Here is a 24,071-nt window from a genome sequence, read left to right on the forward strand (position 1 = left end):
GTATATGAAACCCATGCAACGCGCCCCTTTTTCAGACGACCCTGCGCCTTGATACGCGTTGACAAAACAACGTACAATAAACCCGATTCCAACCCATCCGGTATGCCTTTGTGAACCAGCTTATTTTCGACTTCGCCGAACGCGGCTATCCCGGTTTCGACAAATTCCTCGGAACGGAAAATGCCGAACTGGTCTATGTGTTACAGCATAAACACGACCCGTTTATCTACGTCTGGGGCGAAGAAGGCGCGGGCAAAAGCCACCTGCTGCGCGCATGGGTCGCCCAAGCCCTCGACGCAGGGAAAAAAGCCGTCTATATCGACGCCGCCGCCACGCCGCTGACCGAAGCCGCCTTTGAAGCCGAATACCTCGCCATCGACCAAATCGAAAAACTGGGCAACGAAGAACAAGCCCTCCTGTTTGCCGTATTCAACCGCTTCCGTAACAGCGGCAAAGGCTTTCTGCTGTTAAGCTCCGAACACACGCCCCAACAGCTCGTCATCCGCGAAGACTTGCGCACCCGCATGGCGTACTGCCTTGTTTACGAAGTCAAACCCCTGACCGACCAAGAAAAAATCGACGCGCTCGTCAGCATGGCGGCGGCGCGCCAAGTGACCATAGACCCCGAAATCTTCGAATACCTGCTCAACCACTGGCGGCGCGACATGGACAGCCTGATGCAGATGCTCGACACGCTGGACAACTACGCCGTTACCATGGGCAAACGCATCACCCTGCCGCTTCTTCGCCAGCTTTTGAAACAACAGGAAACCCAATGAAAAACCTCGCCATCTTCGACCTCGACAACACCCTCATCAACACCGATTCCGACCACTCTTGGCCGCAATACCTCATCAAAAAAGGGCTGGTTGACGCTGCCGAAACCGAAGCGCAAAACGAAAAATTCTACCGCGACTACCAAAACGGCTGCCTCGACATCGACGCATTCCTCAAATTCCACCTCGCCCCGCTCGCCCGTTACAGCAAAGAAGAGCTAACAGAATTTCACCGCGAATTTATGGCGGAGTTCATCATGCCGCACATCTCGCCCATGCAGCGTATGCTGGTGCAGAGCCACCAAATGTCCGGCGACGAAACCCTCGTTATCTCCTCGACCAACGAGTTCATCATCACCCCCATCTGCCACCTTTTCGGCATCACCAACATCATCGGCACCCAACTCGAAACCGGTGCCGACGGCCGCTACACCGGCAACTACATCGGCACGCCCAGCCTCAAAGAAGGCAAAATCACCCGCCTGAACCAATGGCTCGCCGAACGCGGCGAAACGCTCGAAAGCTATGGCAAAACCTATTTTTACAGCGACTCCAAAAACGACCTGCCACTGCTGCGCCTCGTCAACGAACCCGTCGCCGTCAACCCCGATGCCGAGTTAGAACAAGAAGCCAAAGCAAAAGGTTGGCCGATATTGAACTTCAAATAAGCAAAACCGCACCCGCCGCCCAAACGGGCGCAACTCCGTAGCGTGGGCTTCACCCTCGAAAACAAAGGTCGTCTGAAAATAGCACAACCCCGTAGCGTGGGCTTAGCCCACGAAAAACAAAGGTCGTCTGAAAACAAATCAAAAACACCCCCCTAAACCCGCTACAAATCTACAAATAAGGAAAACAATATGTCCATCCGCTCCATCATCCCCGCCCTGCTGCTTGCCTTCGCCCTACCCGCAACCGCGCAAACCGTCAACCCGGCAGAATACGCCCCCGCATCCCAAAATCCCGCACAACCCATCAAACCCGTCAAACTATCCATCTTGGTTTCCCCCGAAGGCAAAGCCGTAGAAGTCAGCATCCTCGAATCCAGCGGTTATGAAGGACTCGACGAAACAGCCGTCGCAACCGCCAAAAAAGACAAATACAAAGCCGCCGGATACTGGGTGAAATATAAAGGAACCATCGAGTTTAAAAACCAATAGGTTGTCTGAAATGTCCGCGTTCAAACCCGTCATCGTTACCACCACCGCCCCGACCCGCGAAGAAGCTGAAAAAATCGGCAGCCTGTTGCTGGAAAAGCAACTTGCCGCCTGCGTGCAATACGAAGCCATCACCAGCCAATACCTTTGGAACGGCGAAATCTGCCGCGACGACGAAATCCGCATCACCATCAAAACCTCGCGCCACTGCTACCGTGAAATCCAAAAAACCATCATCGCCAACCACAGCTACGAATGCCCGCAAATCCTGATGCAAAACGTATCGCGCGGATACGCCCCCTATTTGCGCTGGCTGAAGCGGAGTTTAGGTTGATAAAACAGCCGCGTCGTCTGAAAAACGCCCAAGCATCATTATGAATTTACAGGGAAGTCCACTATAATGACGGCTTTTGATTTTCAGACGACCTTATAGTGGATTAACTTTAAACCAGTACGGCGTTGCCTCGCCTTGCCGTACTATCTGTACTGTCTGCGGCTTCGTCGCCTTGTCCTGATTTAGTTAAGCCACTATACGTCTGCACCCGCAATCCTAAACCAAAAGGAAACCCATGTTCCGCACCATGCTCGGCGGCAAGATACACCGCGCCACCGTTACCGAAGCCGACCTCAACTACGTCGGCAGCATCACCATAGACCAAGACCTGCTCGACGCCGCAGGCATCCTCGTTAACGAAAAAGTCGCCATCGTCAACAACAACAACGGCGAACGCTTCGAAACCTACACCATCCCCGGCGAACGCGGCAGCGGCGTCGTCTGCCTCAACGGTGCCGCCGCACGGCTCGTCCAAAAAGGCGACATCGTCATCATCATGTCCTACGTCATGCTGTCCGAACCCGAAATTGCCGCGCACGAACCCAAAGTCGTCCTCGTGGACGAACACAACAAAATCCGCGACATCCTCTCCTACGAGCCGCCGCACACCGTCCTATAAAACACAAAGGTCGTCTGAAACCGCAAAATCCGCTTTCAGACGACCTTTCAGCCATTTTCAGACGACCTTCGAGAAAGCCCCATCATCATGAACATCCGCATCAACAACCTCACCGTCGGCAACGACCTCCCCTTTACCCTGTTCGGCGGCATCAACGTCTTGGAAGACCTCGACTCCACCCTCAAAGCCTGCGAACAATACGTCAAAGTGACCGACAAACTCGGCATCCCCTACGTCTTCAAAGCCTCCTTCGACAAAGCCAACCGCTCCTCCATCCACTCCTTCCGCGGCGTCGGCTTGGACGAAGGCATGAAAATCTTCCAAGCCGTCAAACGCGAGTTTGACGTACCCGTCATCACCGACGTCCACGAACCCTACCAATGCGCCCCCGTCGCCGAAGTCTGCGACGTCATCCAACTGCCCGCCTTCCTCGCCCGCCAAACCGACCTCGTCGTCGCCATGGCAAAAACCGGCAACGTCATCAACATCAAAAAACCCCAGTTCCTCAGCCCCTCGCAGATGAAAAACATCGTCGAAAAATTCCAAGAAGCAGGCAACGGACAAATCATACTGTGCGAACGCGGTGCCAACTTCGGCTACGACAACCTCGTCGTCGATATGCTCGGCTTCGGCGTCATGAAACAAACCTGCGGCAACCTGCCCGTCATCTTCGACGTCACCCACTCCCTGCAAACCCGCGAATCCGGTGCCGCCGCATCCGGCGGACGGCGCGCGCAAGTGCTGGACTTGGCGCTCGCCGGCATGGCAACCCGCCTCGCAGGCCTCTTCCTCGAATCACATCCCAACCCCGACCAAGCCAAATGCGACGGCCCCAGCGCCCTGCCGCTCGCCCAGCTGGAAGACTTCCTGACCCGCGTCAAAGCCGTGGACGAAACCGTCAAATCCTTCGCGCCTATGGACATCCGTTAATGCGGCATGGCAAACGAAAGGTCGTCTGAAAATTGAATCGTCGGTTTACCTTGTGTAAACTGACGGTCAGGCAATTTTGTATTTCAATCGATTTTTCGATATAAAATAGTAAATACACAAACCATCAACATTGTGGGCAAACGCGAAAACCCTGAAAACGGATTCGCCGCCTGCGCCCGATTCTTCAACTGCTCATTACATATAAGGAAAACAATATGAAAACATGGAAAACCCTACTTGGCGCCGCCGCGTTCACCTTGACCCTGACTTCTGCCGCCGTGGCGGAGACGGCTTATGTACCGGGTCTGCACGTTACCGAACCCAACCAGCTCGTTACCGCCAAAAAAGTCAAACGCAAAGATTTGTTCGGCATGTGGGGAAACACCAGTAAAAACGCTGACGGCTCCCTGCTCAACGCCAGCCTGATGCGCCCCGACGGTACCGGCCGCGACCTGATCCATTTCCAAGCAAATTCCGGCGATACGACCACCATTACCCAAGACTTCAAATGGAAATTCAGCCGTTGGAGACAAGAATTCCGTCAAACCATAACCAACTACACCGTCAGCCACAACGATGGCGCGCCCGAACAAAAACCTGACGAAATCGGCAAAACCGTCAAATTCAAGGTTCCGTTGCTGCTGAAGCTGGAAGGCAAACCCAACGTATTGGAAATGACCAATAAAGAAGGTACGGACAGCGTCCGCTATTACCGCTACAACGAAGAAGCCATGCCTGATCTGCTGAAAAAACTGGAAGCGCAATAATCCATCTTCCCAATACTGAAAGGTCGTCTGAAAACCTGATTTCAAGGTTTTCAGACGACCTCTTGTTTTCTGTTGTCCCTTTAAGGATTTCTAGTTCTTTGTAACTAAAAACAATCATCAATAATATTTACATTTTGAAATAAAAAGAGTAAGGTTGCCTTGCTTTTCGGGCTTTCCGTTGGCTTTTGAACCGTAAACAATAAATTTGAGGAAGAAACATGAAAAAATTATGGATACTTGGCGCATTGGGCTTGAGTATGGCGGCGCAGGCGCATGATTTGTGGGTGTCGGCTCCGGTGCGTTTGGATTCGGGCAGTACGTTGAAAGCGGATTTGGGTTACAGCCATGATTTCCCGAATGTTGAAAAAATCGCCGACGACCGTGTGCATATTTTCAAACCGCTGCAATTGACGGACAAATCCGGAAAAACCGTTGATTTGACGAATAAAGGCGAAAATTACCAATATGTTTCCAAATCCCGCCTGAAAGACGGCTCGTATTGGGTCGGCGCGGTGTACAAACCGACGTTCTGGTCGCAAAACAGTGAAGGCTGGAAACAGAAAACCTTGAAAGACCTGCCCGGCGCGACTTATTGCGAACAGGCCCAGATGTTCGGCAAAGCGTTTTTGCAAGTGGGCAGCACTGGTGTGGATGAAAGCGTATTGACCCGTCCGGTCGGTCATGAATTGGAGCTGGTGCCGCTGAAAAATCCGAATGAGGTCAAGGTAGGCGGTCTGTTGCCGGTTAAAGTGCTTTATAAAGGCAAACCGTTGGCAAAAGCGACGGTAACGGCAAGCTCGGATACGCTGGCGGAAATGGACTTGGCGGCTACGCACGACCACCGCGAGCCGCAAGGTTTCTCAGGGAAAACGGATAAAGACGGCGTCGTCAACGTGATTCCTTTGATTGAAGGTTTGTGGAAAATCAAAGCCGCCCATCAGGCGGATTATGCCGATAAAAGTGTTTGCCAACAAGACAATGCCTATGCAACGCTGATTATGCCCGTCGGAACGAAACGCGCGGCTGAACGGCATGAACACCATCATCATCAACACTAATTGAGTGTGAAAGATCAAAAAGGTCGTCTGAAAAAGTTTTCAGACGACCTTTCTTTATATAGTGGATTAAATTTATAGTGGATTTACAAACCCAATGCCTCAGCATGAAACTCGATATGCGAGTCGATAAAGCTGGCGATGAAGAAATAATCGTGTCTGTAGCCGGGGCGGACTTTGTATTGCACGTTGAAGCCGTTGGCGCGGGCGGCATTGACGAAGGCTTCGGGTTGCAGTTCGTCGGGGAACAGCGGGTCGGCGCCGCCTTGGTCGATGAATATCGGCAGCTTGCGTGAGGTCATCTGAACGAGCGATGTGCTGTCGTAAGCCTGCCAAGCCTCCGATTCCGCGCCCAGATAGGCGGCAAACGCCTGCTTTCCGCCTCGGCTGACAGTCGGGTGGCACAAGGGGGCAAACGCGGAAACGGCGGCATAGCGGCCCAGATTTTTCAGGGCGATGGAAAGCGCACCGTGCCCGCCCATGCTGAAACCTGCGATGCTGCGTTCTTGAGTGGCGGGGAAATGCCGTTCCACCCAGTCGGGCAGTTCGCGGCTGATATGGCTGTACATCTGATAATGCGCCGCCCACGGCTGTTCGGTCGCATCGACGTAAAATCCCGCGCCTTGCCCGATAAATTCGTTCGCGCTGTCGCTGATATGGCTGCCGCGCGGCGAAGTGTCGGGGAAAACGACGATGATGTTCCATTGCGCGGCGAAACGCTGGATGCTGGTTTGGCGTATCAGTTCCGAGCCGTCGCCGTGCAATCCCGACAAGAAATACAAGACCGGCGCGGGATAGCCTTTCAATACCTGCGGCGGCAGGTAGATGCCGAAAGTCATATCGGTTTGACAGGTTTCGGAAAAGCAGCGGTATTGCTCTTGATGGCCGTTGAACATTTTGGCGCGGGAAAGCAGGTGTAATTCGTGTGCGGACATAGATAGGATGGCGTGAAAACAGTGAAGGCATCATCTTAACAGAAAGACCGCGTTACGGGCTTTTAAAAACCTATCGAACGGTATGGTTTCAGACGACACCAATCTATACACAAACTCTGTGGATAAGTTTGTTGATAAGCTTTGGGTAATCAGAATTTTTGCTTTTGGAACAACCCAAGCCTTTCGGTGCTTAAAAAATAGTCAAATAAAACACAATAAAATCAATTGGTTATAAAAATAAAAAATTTCAAAGCCTTTATGGGAAAAATTTATAAGCAAAACAAGCCAATGCGGGATTGTGTATAAAAAGTGATTGACACGCCCGATAAATGTTAAATGAGTTGACTAAATAAGCAAGGCATCGGCTGTCGCCCTATGGGGAAAAACTTCAATCCCCCTGCCTTTCGCGTTACAATACGCGCTTACTTTTTTACACAGAAAAACACACCATGAAAGCCAGCCAATTTTTCATTTCCACCCTGAAAGAAGCCCCTGCCGAAGCCGCGCTTGCCAGCCACAAGCTGATGATTCGCGCCGGCCTGATTAAAGCCAACGCGTCCGGCCTTTATACTTGGATGCCGATGGGGCTGCGCGTGTTGCGCAAAGTTGAAAACGTCGTGCGCGAAGAAATGGCGCGCGCGGGCAGCGTGGAGTTGCTGATGCCGGTGGTGCAGCCTGCCGAGCTGTGGCAGGAATCCGGCCGCTGGGAATTTTACGGTAAAGAACTGCTGCGCCTGAAAGACCGCCACGACCGCGATTTCTGCATGGGCCCGACCTGCGAGGAAGTCATCGCCGACATCGTGCGCAAAGAAATCAACAGCTACAAACAGCTGCCGAAAAACTTTTACCACATCCAAACCAAATTCCGCGACGAAGTGCGCCCGCGCTTCGGCGTGATGCGCGCGCGCGAGTTCGTCATGAAAGATGCTTATTCCTTCCATGCCGACTACTCCTCGCTTCAGACGACCTATGATGCCATGTACGACGCTTACTGCCGTATCTTCACCCGTCTGGGCTTGGAGTTCCGCCCCGTCGCCGCCGACACCGGCAGCATCGGCGGTACCGGTTCGCACGAGTTTCAAGTATTAGCGGAAAGCGGTGAAGATGTGATTGCATACAGCGACACTTCCGATTACGCCGCCAATATCGAACTGGCACCGACCTTGCCACTCAAAGGCGAACGCGCGGCCGCTCAGGCAGAGCTGGCCAAAGTACACACGCCGAACGTCAAAACCATTGATTCATTGGTTGATTTCCTCAGCATTCCGATTGAAAAAACGCTGAAATCCATCGTTGTCGAAGGCGAAAACGAAGGCGAAATCGTCTTATTGCTGTTGCGCGGCGACCATGAGTTTAACGACATCAAAGCCGAAAAACTCGCAGGCGTGAAATCGCCGCTGACCATGGCAGACCCTGCCGCCATCCGTGCGCAGTTCGGCGCAAACGGCGGCTCGCTCGGCCCCGTCGGCTTCAAAGGCAAAGTCTATGCCGATTTCGCCACCGAAAAAGGCGCGGACTGGGTTATCGGCGCGAACGAAGACGACTACCACTATACCGGCTTCAACTTCGGCCGCGACGCCGCCGAGCCTGAGTTTGTCGATTTACGCAACGTCGTTGAAGGCGACGAAAGCCCCGATGGACAAGGTCGTCTGAAACTGGCGCGCGGCATCGAAGTCGGACACGTCTTCCAATTGCGCGACAAATACACCCAAGCCATGAACGTAAGCTTCCTCGACAACAACGGCAAATCGCAAATCATGGAAATGGGCTGCTACGGCATCGGCATCACCCGCGTTGTTGCCGCCGCCATCGAGCAGAACAACGACGAAAAAGGCATCATCTGGACAAAAGCGATGGCGCCGTTTGAAGTCGTTATCGTGCCGATGAACTACAAAAAATCAGACTCCGTACGCGAAGCCGCCGACAAAATCTACGCCGAACTGCTGGTCGCAGGCGCAGACGTCCTCCTCGACGACCGCGACGAACGCGCAGGCGTGCTGCTGAACGACTCCGAGCTTCTGGGCATCCCACACCGCATCGTCATCGGCGACCGCGCCCTGAAAGAAGGCAATGTCGAATACGCCGAACGCCGCGACAATCAGGCACAAACCGTGGGCTTGAATGAAATCGCCGGCAAAGTATTGGCTGCATTGAAAGACTAATGACGGTTTAAAACGGATGCAGATGAAAGAAGGTCGTCTGAAAACTGGAAAACAGGTTTCAGACTACCTTCATTATTGTGAAATCAGAAGCTTAACGGATGAATGCTTTGCTTCATTCTTGCACGAACCGGCATTCAATCGGACAACTGCCGTTTCAAAAACCAATCGCCGAACGGCCAGTCCACGCTGTCGAGCAGGTTTTTGGTAATCAGCCCCAGCTCGGTATCGCCTTCGATTTGCAGTTTGCGGTTGAAAAACAAAGTATCCGGGTCTTCCTCGCGCATCATCATGCGCATAAAGTCGATGCCGTTGGCGGCAAGGCGCAAATCGGGTGTGCCGAAAAAATCCGCATCAATAAATTTTTCGGCATTGGCGGTGAAACGCACCTTGATGCCCGCGTCCAATACGTCGATTTCGAATTTTTTGCCGTCAAACAGGCTCATGTCGGCGGGCAGCAATCCGCGTTTGAGCATGGTGTTGAGGGCAAAAACCAAAGCGAAACGCGGCGGCCTGCACGGTAATTTACCGCCGATTTTTCCCGCCCATGCGGGCAATACGATTTCAGGCAACGCCATAATATTCCTCCTTCACGGCTTCGATACCCGCCTGGCCGTGCCAATAGCCGTCCACCAGCGTGCCGGTGGTCAGTCGTTCCAATTCGGGCAGCGCATCCGCCAGGGCAGTTTTGCCGTCCAATACGTCGCGGTGGATACGGACGATTTCCGCCATGCCGTGCATTTGCGGCGACAGACGCAGCATGTTCACGCCGATTTGCCGCAAATCCTCATGGTGCGGCAGCAGGTTTTGGCAGCCATAAGACATGGTTTGAATGCCGTTGATGGTTAAAAACGGTTTGCCCTCGCGGGTATTCATGTCCATGCCTTGTTCGTAATCCAAGCAGCGGAATTCGCAGCCGTCTTTGTTCAGGTTGTAATGCCGCGCAGTAAAGCAGCGTGAAGAGTACGCCAAAGGCATTTTGCCCCAAGCAAACAATTCCGTTTCGATGTCGTCTGAAGCCTTGATGATTTCGGCAATTTTGTCGCGGCTCAACTCAGACGGCGCAATCCAGCGGTATGCGCCCAGTTTTTGGAATAGCGCCAGCGTGCTTTCGTTGTAAATGTTCAGGCTGGCGCCGGCGACAAACGGAATGCCGTGTTCGCGCGCCAGTTTGACCGCGCCCATGTCGTTGGCTTCGACTTTGAATTTTTCCTGCCCCGTGATTTTGCGCAGGCGTTTCAAATCGGATTCGCTTTCCAGCAGCACCTGCGACGACAGAATAATTTCCTTGCCGCTTTCCGCCAAATCTTCCGCCAGGCTGACCCAGTCGGCAAAACGCATTTTCTGGCGGCGCGAACACACCACTTCGCCCAGATAAATGGTATCCACCGGCGCATCCAGCATGGCGGCGTAAAATTCCAGCAGCGCTTCCTTCTGCCAGAAAAACAAAACCGGCCCCATCGATAATTTCATCGGATTCATTTTCCCTCCCCCTTATTTCCACGGACGGCTGTATGCGCCCAAGGTCGTCTGATGCCCTTCCGAAACCTTGCTCAAAGCATTGTTCCATAGCGGATTGACTTTGAAATGTGCCGGATTGGCAGCGGCCGCATCCAAAGCCTGCCGCAGCGATTTGGTTACCTGCGCCGTGTACATCGGGCTGCGCTGGCGGCCTTCTATTTTGATGGCGGAAACGCCGATTTTGATGAGTTCGGGCAACATTTCCAAAACATTCAGGCTGGTCGGCTCTTCCAGCGCGTAATAGGTTTCGTCGTTTACCTCGAAACGGCCTTTGCACAAGGTCGGATAGCCTGCCGGTTCGTTCGGTTTGTATTGGTCGATTAACACTTGGTTCAGCCGCACGTTCATGCGGTCGGGCAACTGCTCCCAGCGTACGGCTTTGGCAGGCGAACACACGCCCTGCATATTCGGTGATTCGCCCGTCGCATAGCTCGACAAAATGCAGCGCCCTTCCACCATCACGCACAGGCTGCCGAAACCGAACACTTCGATTTCCACATCCGTATTGTCAATCACATGTTTGACCTGATCGACCGTCAAAACGCGCGGCAGCACGGCGCGGCGGATGCCAAACAGCTCCTTCATCATATTGATGGCTTCATAATTGGTCGCCGAACCCTGCACCGACATGTGCAGCCTCAAATTAGGATGATGCTCGGCGGCATAAGCCATAATCGCAGGGTTGGCGACGATTATCGCGTCCGCCCCCAGTTGCACCGCCGTATCGACAGCCCGATGCCACCGCTCGATTTGCCCCGCCTGGGCAAAAGTATTAATGGCCATCAACACATTGCGGCCGCGCGCATGGGCGTAAGCCACCCCTTCCTGCGCCGATTTCATATCGAAATTCAGCCCCGGGAAATTGCGCGCATTCGTCGCATCTTTTAGCCCCATATAAACCGTGTCCGCGCCATTGTCCACCGCCGTCTTCAAAGCGGGCAGGTTGCCGGCGGGACAAACCAACTCAGGGATTTTCGGCATTTTGCGTTCCTCGACTCTTGTAGTTTGTTATTCGAAAATCAATATTTAGTATGATTTCGGGTATTTTAGAGATTTGGACACAAGATATTATGATTTAAATCAATTGTGAAATCAGGTTTGGATAACGTATGTTTTAGTTAACATAATTTAACCATGTTAAATATCAAGTTAATCAGCGGGTTATCTTTTCCAATTTGATAATATGAGATTAGTTATTATCTATTAAATTTATAGATTTTTACAATAAAAGGTCGTCTGAAACAGGTTTCAGACGACCTTTTATGTACTCAACGCGAATAATCGCACCTAGGGCTAAAATTATTCATTTGCAGCCCCAAACTGCCTATCTCCTCCACTCACTCCAACAGTCCATAATGGTACACGGATGATTTTGAACCAGTTGTTTATAAAAAATAGCGAATCCGTCGGCTTTGGGATAAAAATGATAAGCAACTTGGCTTCCATCCGCTCTAAACTCCAGCCGCTAAACATGAGTACCGAAAAGGGCCATCATCGTCCTACTCAAATAAATCAAATCTTGAAGAGGATGACGTGCTTTGATTTCACTGCCTTCACAAATGAAAATCTCGTTTTTGCCAAAATAAATCCGTTCGTTATCCAATAAATTACCGAGACTGATGCAGATGAGCGGTTCGTTTTCCCAAATGATTTCAGGCGCTGGCCGTACTCTGCGGGCAATCAGGATGAAAATGAAGCATCCGACTAAAAATATAAAAATGTATGCCATAGCTGATAAACTGAATAAATGATGATGGAACGCGGATAATCATATGGCAAATTTGCGTATTGGAAAACTCATTATCAATATCTTAATATTGTCTTGAGTGATCAGCCTTGCCGACAAATTTCTTTTAATTAGCTAAATAAATAAAAATAAGAATTGATTTCATTTATATTTTGAACTAAGATAGCCCATATTTCACACCTCGTCTGAAACGACCATGCGCTACCATTTCCCGATTTCCGTCGATATGTACGACTTTTTGACCACAGGCCGATTTGATTATCTGGAGATCGGACAGACGGCGGAGATGATCCTGCAAATGTTCCCTGCACCCGAATGCGTGCCCAAAGGGCTTTTGGTAAAAAAGGGGTGGAACATTTGGCTCTACGGCGATATCGAATTGCATTTTTCAGACGACCGCCTGACTCAAATCCGGGCGGACTTTCAGCCCGGTACCTCGCTGAACGGCGGGCGTTGGTTAAGCTTAAATCCTTGGTTTTTCAGGCACGCGGACAAGCTTGATTTGTATTCCGCCATTGCCAAACTTGTGCAACACCATATCGACTTCATCAAAATCGATACGCCTTCCGCCCTGATTTTGCGTTTGCAAAGCGGCGTAGAGCTGATGTTTGAAAAGTGCAATGGGCAGCGTCTGTTCGCTTTTTGCAAACAAAAGACCACCCTGCCCCAATGGGCGCATGAAACGGCGTAGGTTCGAGCCATCGGGCAAATCTACAAAGTCTGTTTGCTTTCCCTGATCAAAGGTCGTCTGAAAACCAAATGCCGTTTCAGACGACCTTCCTCTATCGTTTTCCGCTAAAATACCCGTCTCTTTTTCTTTCCCGACCGTCTTCAATGTCCCAGCGCAAAATCATCCATATCGACATGGACGCGTTCTACGCATCGGTAGAACTGCGCGAGCAGCCGCATTTGAAAGGACTGCCCGTGGTCGTCGCGTGGGAGGGCGCGCGTTCGGTGATTTGCGCCGCATCGTATGAGGCGCGGCAGTTCGGGCTGCATTCCGCGATGTCGGTGGCGACGGCGAAAAGGCTGTGTCCGCAAGCAGTGTATGTGCCGCCGCATTTTGATTTGTACCGTCAGGTTTCCGCGCAGATTCATGCCGTATTCAGGCGCTATACTGATTTAATCGAACCCCTGTCGCTGGACGAAGCCTATCTTGACGTGACCCATAATTTCAAAAACATCCCATACGCCAGCGAAGTTGCCAAAGAAATCCGCACCGCCATTTTTGCAGAAACCGGCCTGACCGCTTCCGCAGGCATCGCGCCGAACAAATTTTTGGCAAAAATCGCGTCGGACTGGCGCAAGCCGAACGGGCAATTCGTCCTGCCGCCGCACAAGGTCATGGCTTTTTTGGAAACCCTGCCCTTGGGCAAAATCCCCGGCGTGGGCAAGGTTACGCTGAAAAAAATGCAGTCGCTGGGTATGCAGACGGCAGGCGATTTGCGCCGTTTCGAGCGCGGCGAACTGTTAAACCATTTCGGACGCTACGGCTACCGCCTTTATGATTTGGCGCGCGGTACGGACGAACGCCCCGTCAAAGCCGAACGCGAACGCCTCCAAATCTCCACCGAAATCACCCTGCCCGAAGACCTGTCGCTCGAACAGGCGGCAGGACATCTGCCCCATCTTGCTGAAGACTTGTGGCGGCAAATCGCACGCAAAAATGTCGAAGCCAAAGGCGTAACCCTCAAGCTGAAAACCCACGATTTCCGCATCATCACCCGCTCCCTGACCTACTCTTCCGTCCTGCCCGACACCGACGCCCTGCTTTGCGCCGCGCAAACCCTGATGCAGCGCGTGCCGCCCCAGCGCGAAGACGCTTTCCGCCTAATCGGCATAGGCGTGAACCACCTCGTGCCGAAAGACCAGCAGCAATCGCTTTGGTTATAAAGAAATAGAAAAGCATTCTTTCCCCTTCGCGCGAGACCGCCCGACAATAATGTTCCGTACAAACTTTCAGACGACCCCTTTGCCGCAAGAGGGGTCGTCTGAAAACAAAAACCAAGGAACAAGCCAACCATGTCCCTCTTCCGCCCCCAGCTTTGGCGCATCCCGACAACAGGCGAAGCCGAACGGCGCCGACTGCCCGAGTTGACCGCCACGCTCGAAACCCGCCTCAAACACATCGCCCGCCGTTATCCGCAAGCCGTCTTCGCCTCCAGCCTTGCCGTCGAAGACATGATCATTACCGACGCCATCTGCCGCCTGAAACTCCCCCTGCGCATTATCACCCTCGACACAGGCAAGCTCAATCCCGAAACCGCCGCCCTGATTACCGCCGTCAACGTCCGCTACCAAACCGAGCTGGAAGTTTTCCACCCCGATCCCGAAAGCGCGCGGCAGTTTGAGCAGGAATTCGGCGCAACCGCCATGTACGACAGCGTCGAGCTGCGCCGCCGTTGCTGCCACATCCGCAAAATCGAGCCGCTCAACCGCGCCCTGAAAAACGCCCCCGCCTGGCTGACCGGACAACGCCGCAGTCAATCGGCAACCCGCAGCGAATTGGATTTTGAAGAAACCGACCACAGCCGCAACATCGCCAAGTTCAACCCCATTTTCGACTGGGAAGAAAACGACGTCTGGGCATACGCGCAAGCCTACGATGTCCCGCTCAATGCCTTGTATTTCCAAGGCTACCCGAGCATAGGCTGCGAACCCTGCACCCGCCCCGTCAAAGCAGACGAAGACATCCGCGCCGGACGCTGGTGGTGGGAAAGCAAAGACAGCAAAGAATGCGGGCTGCACAAATAACCCTTGTCAGGCAAGGCAAAAGGTCGTCTGAAAACCGAATTCAGGTTTCAGACGACCTTTTTCATAAGTCGGCTTTCCTTAAATTTTTAAGGGGTGAAAAATAGGCATTTTCTATTTCAAATTATTATCAATTTTCAGAACAACAGCATCGTTTTGAAAAAATGAATTCGCCTTAACTTCATAGCCTTAACAGAATTAACCCAAGAAGGCTTGACCTAATGATTTAATATGGCTATGGTTAAATAAAAAATAACAATAATCTACATACGCACCGCAATGCTTTTCCCCTCCTCCTCACAGAAAGGATATTGCAATGCCCTGCTTGACCCGTACGTTACCTCGTCTGACTGTTTTCCTGCTGTCCACCTTCGCAGCATTCTCCGCCGCCGCACACGGAAACCACACCCATTGGGGCTACACCGGACACGACTCCCCCGAAAGCTGGGGCAATCTGTCTGAAGAGTTCCGTTTATGTTCCACAGGCAAAAACCAATCCCCCGTCAACATTACCGAAACCGTCTCCGGCAGACTGCCTGCCATCAAAGTCAATTACAAGCCGAGCGCGGTTAACGTGGAAAACAACGGCCACACCATCCAAGTCAACTACCCCGAAGGCGGCAATACCCTCAGCGTGAACGGACGCACCTACACCCTGAAACAATTCCATTTCCACGTCCCCAGTGAAAACCAAATCAAAGGCCGCACCTTCCCGATGGAAGCCCACTTCGTCTACCTAGACGAAAACCACCAGCCTTTGGTATTGGCAGTATTGTACGAACCTGGCAAGACCAACGACCGCCTCGCGCCTATATGGAACGTGATGCCGATGAAAGAAGGAAAGGTAAACCTCGACAAAGCTTTCGACGCCGGCACCCTGCTGCCGAAACGGCTGAATTACTACCGCTTTGCCGGTTCGCTTACCACGCCGCCGTGCAGCGAAGGCGTATCGTGGCTGCTGTTGAAAACCTACGACTACATTGATCAGGCGCAGGCAGAAAAATTCACCCGCGCCATCGGCTCGCACAACAACCGCCCCGTCCAGCCGCTTAACGCACGCGTTGTCATCGAATAAACGGAGCCGTAAACAAAAAGGTCGTCTGAAAAACCAAATTTGGTTTTTCAGACGACCTTTTTACATGATGGTCTAAGGTTTCAGAACACCGAGTCCACCGTATATCCGAAGGAAGAATCGCAATGCAGCATCAATCATCAGGATGAAACCTTGCTGCTTCGCGTTCTTTCATAGCAGTTTCCTTATCCTTCAATTTTGCCCCCAAGCCCAAGCGTTTTTCATATTCCGATTGCGGCGTGCCGTCCTCCTGCATACCAAATGCGCTGGCATTCACCCAAAGCGCAAGGACGGCAACTACGAAAGCAAAAAATCCTACGATATACCAAAACATTTCTTTTCCTATCATGGGTCAATAAACGGGAAGAAGACAGATTTCCCGTTTGACCGGCAGCTTGCTGCGGTTTGTGAAGGCAAAAATGTATCACAAATCCAGTCCGGTATAAATTGCCGATTTGCCCTGCCATACTTCGTGCAAACCTTATCTCAATCGGCATTGCACACTAATGCTTTTACCAATCAGACGGTTATATAGTGGATTAACTTTAAATCAGGACAAGGCGACGAAGCCGCACAGTACAGACAGTACAGAACCGATTCACTTTGGTGCTTCAGCACCTTAGAGGAATCGTTCTCTTTGAACTAAGGCGAGGTAACGCCGTCGGTTTAAAGTTAAGCCACTATACAAACAAAAGCCGGTCTTTCCGCTCAGAGGTCGTCTGAAAACCCATATCTGCATTTCAGACGACCTAACGTCGGCATTTGAAATCCTAACGGAACAAATCCAATGCCTTGACGAAAACCATCACCACGCCGTAAGCCAGCGGGACGCCGACCAAAGTCCAACGCCACCAAACCGAAAAACCGCCTGCCGCGACTTTTTCCTGCAACAAGTAGGCATCGGAAACAGCGGTTTCGTCATCGGGATTGCCGCTGTGCGCCGCTGTTTTGATGTCGGTTTCGTGGTGTTTTTCATGAACCGATCTGACGGCAAGGTTGCACAGCAAACCGACAATCAACAATCCCGCCATGATATACATGGTAACGCCGTATGCCTGCGCAGCGGGAACACCGCTGTCGATTTGGCTTTGGCGGATGTAGTTCACCAAAACCGGACCGATCACGGCAGCGGTTGACCACGCCAGCAAAATACGTCCGTGAATCGCGCCGACCTGATAAGTACCGAACAAGTCTTTCAAATAAGCCGGAATCGCGGCAAAACCGCCGCCATACATGGAAATGATGACGCAGAATCCAATAATAAACAAAGCCTTGTTTCCACTTTCGCCAATGGACGGAACGGCAAAATACAGCAGCGAACCGAGTACGAAAAAGATGGTGTAGGTATTTTTACGTCCGAGTTTGTCGGAAACGCTGGACCATAAAAACCGCCCGCCCATATTGAACAGGCTCAAAAGGCTGACGAAACCTGCCGCCGCCCCAGCGCCGATTGCCGCTTGTTTGCCGACCGACGCCTCTGAAAACAGCTCCTGAATCATGACCGAAGCCTGCCCCAAAACGCCGATACCAGCAGTCACGTTCAGGCACAACACCCAAAACAACAGCCAAAATTGCGGCGTTTTCATCGCTTGGGAAACATTGACATGATTGCTGCTGACCAGCTTGTTTTTCACTTTCGGCGCGACATAGCCTTCAGGTTTCCAACCCTCCGCCGGCACGCGGATGGTGAATGCGCCGAACATCATCAACACAAGGTAAAACAGCCCCAGAACGACAAAAGTCGGTGCGACGCCGACCGACACGTCGTCTGAAAACGCATTCATCAACGATACGGACAACGGCGAGGCAAGCATCGCACCGCCACCGAACCCCATAATCGCCAAACCCGTCGCCATGCCCGGCTTGTCCGGAAACCACTTCATCAAAGTGGACACCGGGCCGATATAGCCCAGTCCCAAGCCGATGCCGCCGATCACGCCGTTGCCCAAATACAGAAGAAACAGATTATGCGTAGTGACGCCGAGTGCCGACACAAAAAATCCCAAGCTAAAACAGCACGCTGCGACAAACATCGCCTTGCGCGGTCCGACACGCTCCATCCAAGTGCCGAACAAAGCAGCAGACGCGCCCAACATAGCCAGCGCGATACTGAAAATCCAGCCCACAGTCGTCAGCTTCCAATCTCCGGCAGCCGATTCGGTAATGCCGATAAGCTTGGTCAGCGGCGCGTTAAACACGGAATACGCATAAATCTGCCCGATGGCAAGATGCACCGCCAAAGCGGCAGGCGGCACCAGCCAACGGTTGAAACCCGGCTTGGCAATCGTCGCCTCACGGTCTAAAAATTTCATAAAAGCCTCTTGATGTCGAATGAAAAACAGCGTTCTCCGCGAGGAAAACGCCTTAAATTGTTGACAATATTGTACCACGCTTCCGCATGGGCTTTACTCCGCTTAACATGAGTTTTTTGAGTAAGAAAGAGAAAAATCATTCATAAATGACGATATTTGAAGATGGTTTGATAATATCCGTATCTCAGATAAAAGGTCGTCTGAAAATTGGTTTTCAGACGACCTAAAGAGTTTGAAAATGTATTCAAGCCTTATTACTTCTCAATATATTTTTCTATATCTCTACATTGTTCTTGCGTGCAGGAAACTGAAAAAAGCACTTTTCCACTTGTGGTACTTTGTGCAGAAAAGATGCTCTTTTCGTAATGAAATTTTATTTTATCCAATGGAATCAGCCCCTTTCCATTTTCTTTTCCGCAAAGCAGTTTATATTGCAGATTGGTTTTGCTTATATCGATATTTCCGCACACTTTTGTAGTATTGTTTTTAGATATGGATATTTTTAACCATTCATATTGCGAGTCGTAATAATAGTTTGAAATATAAGGCAAACTAGATGATGATACTGCTAGAGATATAACATAGTTAAAAAAAGTTTCCATAACTTACTCACTGTTTGTTTTTTTTTAATTTCAAGTAGAGGGCGATTTTGGAGTATAGCCTTATATTCCCTCTTCCCATGAAATAGAAAATTTAGAAATTTTTACCCCATTCAAATCAAATGAAAAGACGATAGAAACGCCACCTTCGGTTTTTATTTCACACTCATGTTCCCACTCGTCTCTAGATACAAACTGCCATCCAATATCAGTAAGAAACAAATATTTTATCAATTTCTCAATAGTTAATTTTCTATTAATTTTATATTGCTTTGCAATGGTAACGCCTTTAAAACAAGGGTCTATTGACAATGAATAAACGATATCATCCGTAATACCAACTTCCAATCCTTTCCAAAAAACGGAAAAACCACCTTCTACGTTACCTTCGTCGTATAACCATTTAGTCAGCTTTTTAAACCGTTTATGTTTGTGAAAGTCACTATACGACATACCAACAAATAAACCTTTAAATCTACCCGTTTTTAAGAAAGATGTTATATCCATCATCATGACCTTATGACCTCATTACGGTCTATAACTTGAAATATCAATTCCCCATGTACTACCGACCTTTTACTGTTCACCAAATTTTATTGCTGGATTTCAAATATCGGTTGTCGTCAAAAGTATTAATCCATTGCGGTCTGAGTGCGATAAAAATGGCGGTAGTGATGCCACTGAGAAAAGCTTCCGCCCAGGCGATCAGGATGAAAATAGGAAAGGCGGTGGTCCAAAGTACGGGGGTTGGGAAGGCATGGCTGATATCCAAAACGCTGACCAGTACCAGTCCGGTTAGCATCATGCCTACGGCGGACGCAATGAAGCCGTTGACAAAAATGAAGATAAAAATATTCGCGGGAAGACGGTTGACCAAGCGGCAAGAGAGCTGATTAACAATGAGCGGCGGTAAGAGCAAGGCGAGGGCGTTGACGGGATAGGCGTATCCGTCGCCGCCGTTGAACAATAAAAGATAAGGAAGAAGCAAAACCGACCCAGCCATAATGCAGCGGGTGCGCCAATCATCAGGGCAACCAAATTCATGGCAAGCAGGTGGTAGCTCATTTGCGCGAGCTGCCCTTCGTCAGTCATTGCATTCAGGCACCATGCGGTCGTCAGTATCAGGGCGGAGAGGATGGAGGCGGAATGGTGCTTCTGCATGGATTGCCATGCCGGACGCGCGCAAGCGAGAAGCAGAATGGACAACAGCAGCCAAGCGGCGATTAAAATCGAACTGGAAAACCATGCGGCTTGAAAATTCATACGAAACCAGACCGAGGGTAAATATTCAGACGACCTGCATTATACCCCGCAGACGAAATTCGCTGCGGACTTGTTTTGTTTAGTGCTGAAACACGCTAAAATAACGACCTTTGCCGTTTATTTCAAGGGAAACAGCGAATGTTTTGGACAGTGCTGATTATCATTTTATTGTGTGCCATTTGCGGCGTATTTTGGCTGCACAGAAAACAAGAACGTGAGTGGCAGCACGAATTGGCGCGCTTAGAGCGCGGCATGCAAGAGGGCAAATATATTCCTAACGGTCAGGATGCTGATTCTCCACATCAATTTTCAGAAGATGCCAAAGCGGCATACGGAAAAACCATCGCACGCCTGCGCCTGATGGCGGCGCGTTACACTCCGCAGCAGGAGCAATTATCCGAGCAACCGGCAAACACTGAAAACGAAGAATCTGAAACCGGTATGGAAGACATAGCGGATTTCTTCGAAAGCCAAGAAGCAAAACACGAATATCATCAAGATGCCGATATTGAAAGGTCGTCTGAAAATCCGTCGGCAGAACAAGTCCCCCAAGCCGAGCCGCCTCAACAACACGCAGCCGAAAGGAAAGATACGCCGTATATCGTTCCTTTTGTCGAAACCGAAGAGCCTGAATATATTCCCCGTATCGTTAAAGACGAAGGCTTTGAAGAAATCACTTTGGAAGAGGCAACCCGTTCGCTCAATGAAGCGGCGTTACAGGAATGGGAAGAGCAGCAGACCGTCAGCCATCCTGCAGGCGACCGGAATAACGATGACGGGGAAATCCAACCCATCCGCGCATCGGTAACACCGATGAAAGGTTTGCAGATTATCGATTTCAACGATCCCGTACTGCGCCGGACCCGCGAGCGCGTCATGGCGGGCGTCAATGGCATCCAAATCCCCAAAGCCAGTGCTCCGCATATCGAAACCGTGCAAACCGCATTGCGCACAGCCGAGCGCGAAGCCATTTTGCCTGTCGTTGACAATCTGGATAGCCGTGCAGAGATTGATGTGACGGATATTCGGAACACATTGGCTCGAAGTACGGCAGCACGCCAGCGCCTTGCCGCCGCTGTTGCGCCTGTGCGCGATTTCCAGCCGCAAATCATTCAAAACGACGAAATTTTGGCAAACCTGATTCCTGCAAGCCGCCGACGGACGGTTCGCCATGCTGAAGCGGCGGCGGAAAAACTGGCGCGCAAGCAGCAATCTGCTGCCGCGCAGGTGAAATTGTCGGAAGAAGCCGATCAGCGGCCTGAGCAAACGGTTGAGCGTTCCGTCACACGCAAACCGCTGTTCCCGCCTAAAACGCTTCGCACCGAACCTGTCGCTCCGTCAAAAGAAAAAGCAGTCTATATTTCAAGACAGCCCGCACCTACCGCAACCGTAGTCGAGCCGCCCGAAGTACCGACCGTTACTCCGACGCCAATCGATATCCCGACGCCGCCAAGCTTTACGCCGCCAGCTGTTGCACCTGAAATCGTCGATCCTCCGGTAGCGCGCCCCGCTTGGGAAATCCCTGCTTTCCATTCTGAAGTCAATGCGCATGTCAGCGATAATCCTGTCCGCTCGATTCATGATTACTTAATCAGTGAATCCGAAACGGAGGATGAAGTCGCAGGCGGAAATGTACAGAGAAATGCTGAAACCGAATCCGCCCATACGGAAGATACGGAAATTTCTGCCTTTGAACATCATCAGCCGATACATCATGCCGATCTTGCGACGGGTTATGCCGCCGATGATGCTGATGCAGATTCAGAAGAAGAGACCGGGGCGTTTTACAAGTTTTCAGACGACCTGAAGTACCCATTACCAACCACAGACTTGCTCCTTCCGCCCCAATTCGACCCGGCTGCCACGCAGACCGAAGAAGAATTGTTAAACAACAGCATCACTATCGAGGAAAAGCTGGCGGAATTTAAGGTTAAAGTCAAAGTCGTGGATTCCTATTCCGGTCCGGTGATTACGCGTTACGAAATCGAACCTGATGTCGGCGTGCGCGGCAATTCGGTCATAAACCTTGAAAAAGACCTCGCCCGCTCGCTCGGTGTTGCCTCTATCCGCGTCGTCGAAACCATACCCGGCAAAACCTGCATGGGCTTGGAGCTGCCGAACCCGAAACGCCAAATGATACGCCTGAGCGAAATCTTCAATTCGCCCGCGTTTGCCGAATCCAAATCCAAGCTGACGCTCGCGCTAGGTCAGGACATTACCGGTCAGCCCGTCGTTACCGACTTGGGCAAAGCACCGCATTTGCTGGTTGCCGGTACGACCGGTTCGGGCAAATCGGTCGGCGTTAACGCCATGATCCTGTCCATGCTTTTCAAGGCGACGCCTGAAGACGTGCGCATGATTATGATTGACCCGAAAATGCTGGAATTGAGCATTTACGAAGGCATTCCGCACCTGCTCGCGCCTGTCGTTACCGATATGAAGCTGGCGGCCAATGCGCTCAACTGGTGCGTCAACGAAATGGAAAAACGCTATCGTTTGATGAGCCATGTGGGCGTTCGCAACCTTGCGGGCTTCAATCAAAAAATCATGGAAGCTGCCGCACAAGGCATGAAAATTGCCAACCCGTTCAGCCTGACGCCCGACGATCCCGAACCTTTGGAAAAACTGCCGTTTATCGTAGTCGTGGTTGACGAGTTCGCCGATTTGATGATGACCGCAGGCAAGAAAATCGAAGAACTGATTGCCCGCCTTGCCCAAAAAGCCCGCGCAGCAGGCATCCATTTAATCCTTGCCACGCAACGCCCCAGCGTCGATGTCATCACAGGTCTGATTAAAGCCAACATCCCGACACGCATCGCTTTCCAAGTGTCCAGCAAAATCGACAGCCGTACGATTCTTGACCAAATGGGCGCGGAAAACCTGCTCGGACAAGGCGATATGCTGTTCCTGCCGCCCGGTACAGGCTATCCGCAACGTGTTCACGGCGCATTCGCTTCAGACGACGAAGTACACCGCGTAGTCGAATATCTGAAACAATTCGGCGAGCCCGATTACATCGACGATATTCTGATGAGCGGCACAACCGACGATCTGCCGGGCATCAGCCGCAGCAGCGACAGCGAAGTCGATCCGATGTATGACGAAGCAGTCTCTGTCGTTCTGAAAACGCGCAAAGCCAGCATTTCCGGCATCCAGCGTCAATTACGCATCGGCTACAACCGCGCCGCCCGCCTGATTGACCAAATGGAAGCAGACGGTATCGTTTCGCCTGCTGAAACCAACGGCAACCGTACCGTTTTGGCGCAAAGCAGCGAACATTTGGACTAAAGCCACACCAAAGTAGGAGAAAAGCCGATTGCCGTTGCAGTTTCCCCTGATTTTGGTACAATACCGCCATTCATTCTTACACAGACAAGCCGCCGAGATTTAGGCGGCTTGTATTTTTATTTTCATTTTGCGGATTATATTTACCGCATTTTTTACTAGGCAAAAGCAGTCCAAACGCTTTTGCGGAGATGACAAACCATGCAAAAAATTCCATTGACCGTACGCGGCGCAGAATTGCTCAAACAAGAATTGCAACGCCTCAAAAGCGTCGCCCGTCCCGAAATCATCGAAGCCATCGCCGAAGCCCGTTCGCACGGTGACTTGTCCGAAAACGCAGAATACGAAGCCGCCAAAGAAAAACAAGGCTTTATCGAAGGACGAATTTCCGAGTTGGAACACAAATTGTCCATGGCGCACATCATCAATCCCGCTGAAATCCACGCAGAAGGCAAAATCGTCTTCGGCACGACCGTAACGCTGGAAGATTTGGAAACCGAAGAACACGTTACCTATCAAATCGTCGGGGAAGACGAAGCAGACATCAAAGAAGGCAAAATCTACGTCGGCTCCCCCATTGCCCGCGCCCTAATCGGCAAAGAGGAAGGCGATGTCGCCGAAGTACAAGCCCCCGGCGGCGTACGCGAATACGACATTATTTCGGTTCAATATATCTGATTGCCACGAATTGCCTTGATATAAAGAGAACAGAGGTCGTCTGAAAACCAAGAAAAATGGTTTTCAGACGACCCTTCTTACAGTATTCTCCTTGAACTAAGCCATACAAGCAAA

Annotated in this window: 23 protein-coding genes and 1 pseudogene; 15 read left to right on the forward strand and 9 right to left on the reverse strand. The window is 51.2% G+C overall.

Translation table 11 applies throughout. The features are described 5' to 3' along the window. Positions 1-110: 110 nt before the first annotated feature. The 8 genes from hda to HMPREF2726_RS02185 all read left to right on the forward strand — a co-directional run bounded on the left by hda (position 111) and on the right by HMPREF2726_RS02185 (position 5,638). Entirely contained in the window at positions 111-779 is a 669-nt protein-coding gene (gene hda, locus HMPREF2726_RS02150; protein WP_003763115.1) for a DnaA regulatory inactivator Hda, read from the forward strand. Then, on the forward strand, positions 776-1,444 hold the full coding sequence (locus HMPREF2726_RS02155) for a histidinol-phosphatase (protein ID WP_045072370.1): 669 nt from the start codon (positions 776-778) through the stop codon (positions 1,442-1,444). Before hda ends, HMPREF2726_RS02155 begins: the two co-directional genes overlap by 4 nt. A 189-nt stretch (positions 1,445-1,633) precedes the next feature. Continuing rightward, entirely contained in the window at positions 1,634-1,933 is a 300-nt protein-coding gene (locus tag HMPREF2726_RS02160) for a TonB family protein (protein WP_003756389.1), read from the forward strand. Between the two features lie 10 nt (positions 1,934-1,943). Further along, complete coding sequence (gene cutA / locus HMPREF2726_RS02165) at positions 1,944-2,264, forward strand: divalent-cation tolerance protein CutA (RefSeq protein ID WP_045072369.1); 321 nt, start codon at positions 1,944-1,946, stop codon at positions 2,262-2,264. A 235-nt stretch (positions 2,265-2,499) separates the two neighbouring features. Beyond that, entirely contained in the window at positions 2,500-2,883 is a 384-nt protein-coding gene (gene panD / locus HMPREF2726_RS02170; protein WP_003767516.1) for an aspartate 1-decarboxylase, read from the forward strand. Positions 2,884-2,970: 87 nt separating this feature from the next. Beyond that, positions 2,971-3,813 carry a 3-deoxy-8-phosphooctulonate synthase gene (kdsA, locus tag HMPREF2726_RS02175; RefSeq protein WP_070440181.1) on the forward strand — a complete coding sequence of 281 codons (843 nt, stop codon included), beginning with the start codon at positions 2,971-2,973 and terminating at the stop codon, positions 3,811-3,813. 215 nt (positions 3,814-4,028) lie between these two features. Then, the gene (locus tag HMPREF2726_RS02180; RefSeq protein ID WP_009312874.1) at positions 4,029-4,580 is read left to right on the forward strand and encodes a hypothetical protein; all 552 of its coding nucleotides are present in this window, start codon (positions 4,029-4,031) and stop codon (positions 4,578-4,580) included. A gap of 218 nt (positions 4,581-4,798) precedes the next feature. Then, a complete protein-coding gene (locus tag HMPREF2726_RS02185; protein ID WP_070602043.1) occupies positions 4,799-5,638 on the forward strand; it encodes a DUF4198 domain-containing protein in 840 nt (279 codons plus the stop codon). Between the two features lie 83 nt (positions 5,639-5,721). On the opposite strand, the gene fghA is transcribed toward HMPREF2726_RS02185, so the two are convergent. Continuing rightward, complete coding sequence (gene fghA, locus HMPREF2726_RS02190; RefSeq protein WP_070602045.1) at positions 5,722-6,570, reverse strand: S-formylglutathione hydrolase; 849 nt, start codon at positions 6,568-6,570, stop codon at positions 5,722-5,724. A gap of 449 nt (positions 6,571-7,019) precedes the next feature. Here fghA and HMPREF2726_RS02195 point away from each other — a divergent pair, with 449 nt between their 5' ends. Next, positions 7,020-8,732 (forward strand): proline--tRNA ligase, encoded by a 1,713-nt coding sequence (locus tag HMPREF2726_RS02195; protein ID WP_009312871.1) that lies wholly within the window; start codon positions 7,020-7,022, stop codon positions 8,730-8,732. Positions 8,733-8,866: 134 nt separating this feature from the next. On the opposite strand, the gene HMPREF2726_RS02200 is transcribed toward HMPREF2726_RS02195, so the two are convergent. The 3 genes from HMPREF2726_RS02200 to HMPREF2726_RS02210 are packed head-to-tail and all read right to left on the reverse strand — an operon-like array spanning position 8,867 to position 11,231. After that, positions 8,867-9,307, reverse strand: coding sequence for a ubiquinone anaerobic biosynthesis accessory factor UbiT (locus HMPREF2726_RS02200; RefSeq protein ID WP_009312870.1), 441 nt, complete (start codon positions 9,305-9,307; stop codon positions 8,867-8,869). Then, a complete protein-coding gene (locus HMPREF2726_RS02205) occupies positions 9,294-10,211 on the reverse strand; it encodes a U32 family peptidase (protein WP_009312869.1) in 918 nt (305 codons plus the stop codon). Before HMPREF2726_RS02205 ends, HMPREF2726_RS02200 begins: the two co-directional genes overlap by 14 nt. Positions 10,212-10,223: 12 nt before the next feature. Beyond that, the gene (locus tag HMPREF2726_RS02210) at positions 10,224-11,231 is read right to left on the reverse strand and encodes a ubiquinone anaerobic biosynthesis protein UbiU (RefSeq protein WP_070602047.1); all 1,008 of its coding nucleotides are present in this window, start codon (positions 11,229-11,231) and stop codon (positions 10,224-10,226) included. A 962-nt stretch (positions 11,232-12,193) separates the two neighbouring features. On the opposite strand from HMPREF2726_RS02210, the gene HMPREF2726_RS02220 reads away from it, so the two are divergent. The 4 genes from HMPREF2726_RS02220 to cah all read left to right on the forward strand — a co-directional run bounded on the left by HMPREF2726_RS02220 (position 12,194) and on the right by cah (position 15,823). Then, a complete protein-coding gene (locus HMPREF2726_RS02220; RefSeq protein ID WP_003756439.1) occupies positions 12,194-12,688 on the forward strand; it encodes a hypothetical protein in 495 nt (164 codons plus the stop codon). A gap of 143 nt (positions 12,689-12,831) precedes the next feature. Then, the gene (gene dinB, locus HMPREF2726_RS02225) at positions 12,832-13,890 is read left to right on the forward strand and encodes a DNA polymerase IV (RefSeq protein WP_070602048.1); all 1,059 of its coding nucleotides are present in this window, start codon (positions 12,832-12,834) and stop codon (positions 13,888-13,890) included. A gap of 129 nt (positions 13,891-14,019) precedes the next feature. After that, positions 14,020-14,751 (forward strand): phosphoadenylyl-sulfate reductase, encoded by a 732-nt coding sequence (locus HMPREF2726_RS02230; RefSeq protein WP_003765388.1) that lies wholly within the window; start codon positions 14,020-14,022, stop codon positions 14,749-14,751. A 313-nt stretch (positions 14,752-15,064) separates the two neighbouring features. Beyond that, entirely contained in the window at positions 15,065-15,823 is a 759-nt protein-coding gene (gene cah / locus HMPREF2726_RS02235) for a carbonic anhydrase (RefSeq protein WP_070602050.1), read from the forward strand. A 130-nt stretch (positions 15,824-15,953) separates the two neighbouring features. On the opposite strand, the gene HMPREF2726_RS02240 is transcribed toward cah, so the two are convergent. The 5 genes and pseudogenes from HMPREF2726_RS02240 to HMPREF2726_RS02255 all read right to left on the reverse strand — a co-directional run bounded on the left by HMPREF2726_RS02240 (position 15,954) and on the right by HMPREF2726_RS02255 (position 19,994). Then, positions 15,954-16,154, reverse strand: a complete 201-nt coding sequence (locus tag HMPREF2726_RS02240; RefSeq protein ID WP_003765401.1) for a hypothetical protein — start codon at positions 16,152-16,154, stop codon at positions 15,954-15,956. Positions 16,155-16,590: 436 nt separating this feature from the next. Next, positions 16,591-18,132 carry an L-lactate MFS transporter gene (locus HMPREF2726_RS02245; protein WP_009311261.1) on the reverse strand — a complete coding sequence of 514 codons (1,542 nt, stop codon included), beginning with the start codon at positions 18,130-18,132 and terminating at the stop codon, positions 16,591-16,593. A 254-nt stretch (positions 18,133-18,386) separates the two neighbouring features. Then, the gene (locus tag HMPREF2726_RS12670; RefSeq protein WP_083299360.1) at positions 18,387-18,734 is read right to left on the reverse strand and encodes a hypothetical protein; all 348 of its coding nucleotides are present in this window, start codon (positions 18,732-18,734) and stop codon (positions 18,387-18,389) included. 60 nt (positions 18,735-18,794) lie between these two features. Continuing rightward, positions 18,795-19,244: a hypothetical protein gene (locus tag HMPREF2726_RS02250; RefSeq protein ID WP_009311263.1), complete on the reverse strand. Its 450-nt coding sequence runs from the start codon at positions 19,242-19,244 to the stop codon at positions 18,795-18,797. A gap of 70 nt (positions 19,245-19,314) precedes the next feature. After that, a pseudogene (locus HMPREF2726_RS02255) lies at positions 19,315-19,994 on the reverse strand (energy-coupling factor ABC transporter permease). A gap of 138 nt (positions 19,995-20,132) precedes the next feature. Between HMPREF2726_RS02255 and HMPREF2726_RS02260 the strand changes: the two are divergent. After that, on the forward strand, positions 20,133-23,282 hold the full coding sequence (locus tag HMPREF2726_RS02260) for a DNA translocase FtsK (RefSeq protein ID WP_009311265.1): 3,150 nt from the start codon (positions 20,133-20,135) through the stop codon (positions 23,280-23,282). 198 nt (positions 23,283-23,480) lie between these two features. Next, positions 23,481-23,957, forward strand: coding sequence for a transcription elongation factor GreA (greA, locus tag HMPREF2726_RS02265; RefSeq protein ID WP_003742680.1), 477 nt, complete (start codon positions 23,481-23,483; stop codon positions 23,955-23,957). Positions 23,958-24,071: the final 114 nt, after the last annotated feature.

Source organism: Neisseria sp. HMSC074B07, from assembly GCF_001810355.1.
Lineage (GTDB): Bacteria > Pseudomonadota > Gammaproteobacteria > Burkholderiales > Neisseriaceae > Neisseria.

Excerpts from the sequence above, each read along its gene's own strand:
- HMPREF2726_RS02155 (WP_045072370.1), top strand. The coding sequence starts at position 776 with ATGAAAAACCTCGCCATCTTCGACCTCGACAACACCCTCATCAACACC.
- HMPREF2726_RS02160 (WP_003756389.1), top strand. The coding sequence starts at position 1,634 with ATGTCCATCCGCTCCATCATCCCCGCCCTGCTGCTTGCCTTCGCCCTA.
- cutA (WP_045072369.1), top strand. The coding sequence starts at position 1,944 with ATGTCCGCGTTCAAACCCGTCATCGTTACCACCACCGCCCCGACCCGC.
- panD (WP_003767516.1), top strand. The coding sequence starts at position 2,500 with ATGTTCCGCACCATGCTCGGCGGCAAGATACACCGCGCCACCGTTACC.
- kdsA (WP_070440181.1), top strand. The coding sequence starts at position 2,971 with ATGAACATCCGCATCAACAACCTCACCGTCGGCAACGACCTCCCCTTT.
- HMPREF2726_RS02180 (WP_009312874.1), top strand. The coding sequence starts at position 4,029 with ATGAAAACATGGAAAACCCTACTTGGCGCCGCCGCGTTCACCTTGACC.
- HMPREF2726_RS02185 (WP_070602043.1), top strand. The coding sequence starts at position 4,799 with ATGAAAAAATTATGGATACTTGGCGCATTGGGCTTGAGTATGGCGGCG.
- fghA (WP_070602045.1), bottom strand. The coding sequence starts at position 6,570 with ATGTCCGCACACGAATTACACCTGCTTTCCCGCGCCAAAATGTTCAAC.
- HMPREF2726_RS02195 (WP_009312871.1), top strand. The coding sequence starts at position 7,020 with ATGAAAGCCAGCCAATTTTTCATTTCCACCCTGAAAGAAGCCCCTGCC.
- HMPREF2726_RS02200 (WP_009312870.1), bottom strand. The coding sequence starts at position 9,307 with ATGGCGTTGCCTGAAATCGTATTGCCCGCATGGGCGGGAAAAATCGGC.
- HMPREF2726_RS02205 (WP_009312869.1), bottom strand. The coding sequence starts at position 10,211 with ATGAATCCGATGAAATTATCGATGGGGCCGGTTTTGTTTTTCTGGCAG.
- HMPREF2726_RS02210 (WP_070602047.1), bottom strand. The coding sequence starts at position 11,231 with ATGCCGAAAATCCCTGAGTTGGTTTGTCCCGCCGGCAACCTGCCCGCT.
- HMPREF2726_RS02220 (WP_003756439.1), top strand. The coding sequence starts at position 12,194 with ATGCGCTACCATTTCCCGATTTCCGTCGATATGTACGACTTTTTGACC.
- dinB (WP_070602048.1), top strand. The coding sequence starts at position 12,832 with ATGTCCCAGCGCAAAATCATCCATATCGACATGGACGCGTTCTACGCA.
- HMPREF2726_RS02230 (WP_003765388.1), top strand. The coding sequence starts at position 14,020 with ATGTCCCTCTTCCGCCCCCAGCTTTGGCGCATCCCGACAACAGGCGAA.
- cah (WP_070602050.1), top strand. The coding sequence starts at position 15,065 with ATGCCCTGCTTGACCCGTACGTTACCTCGTCTGACTGTTTTCCTGCTG.
- HMPREF2726_RS02240 (WP_003765401.1), bottom strand. The coding sequence starts at position 16,154 with ATGTTTTGGTATATCGTAGGATTTTTTGCTTTCGTAGTTGCCGTCCTT.
- HMPREF2726_RS02245 (WP_009311261.1), bottom strand. The coding sequence starts at position 18,132 with ATGAAATTTTTAGACCGTGAGGCGACGATTGCCAAGCCGGGTTTCAAC.
- HMPREF2726_RS12670 (WP_083299360.1), bottom strand. The coding sequence starts at position 18,734 with ATGGAAACTTTTTTTAACTATGTTATATCTCTAGCAGTATCATCATCT.
- HMPREF2726_RS02250 (WP_009311263.1), bottom strand. The coding sequence starts at position 19,244 with ATGATGATGGATATAACATCTTTCTTAAAAACGGGTAGATTTAAAGGT.
- HMPREF2726_RS02260 (WP_009311265.1), top strand. The coding sequence starts at position 20,133 with ATGTTTTGGACAGTGCTGATTATCATTTTATTGTGTGCCATTTGCGGC.
- greA (WP_003742680.1), top strand. The coding sequence starts at position 23,481 with ATGCAAAAAATTCCATTGACCGTACGCGGCGCAGAATTGCTCAAACAA.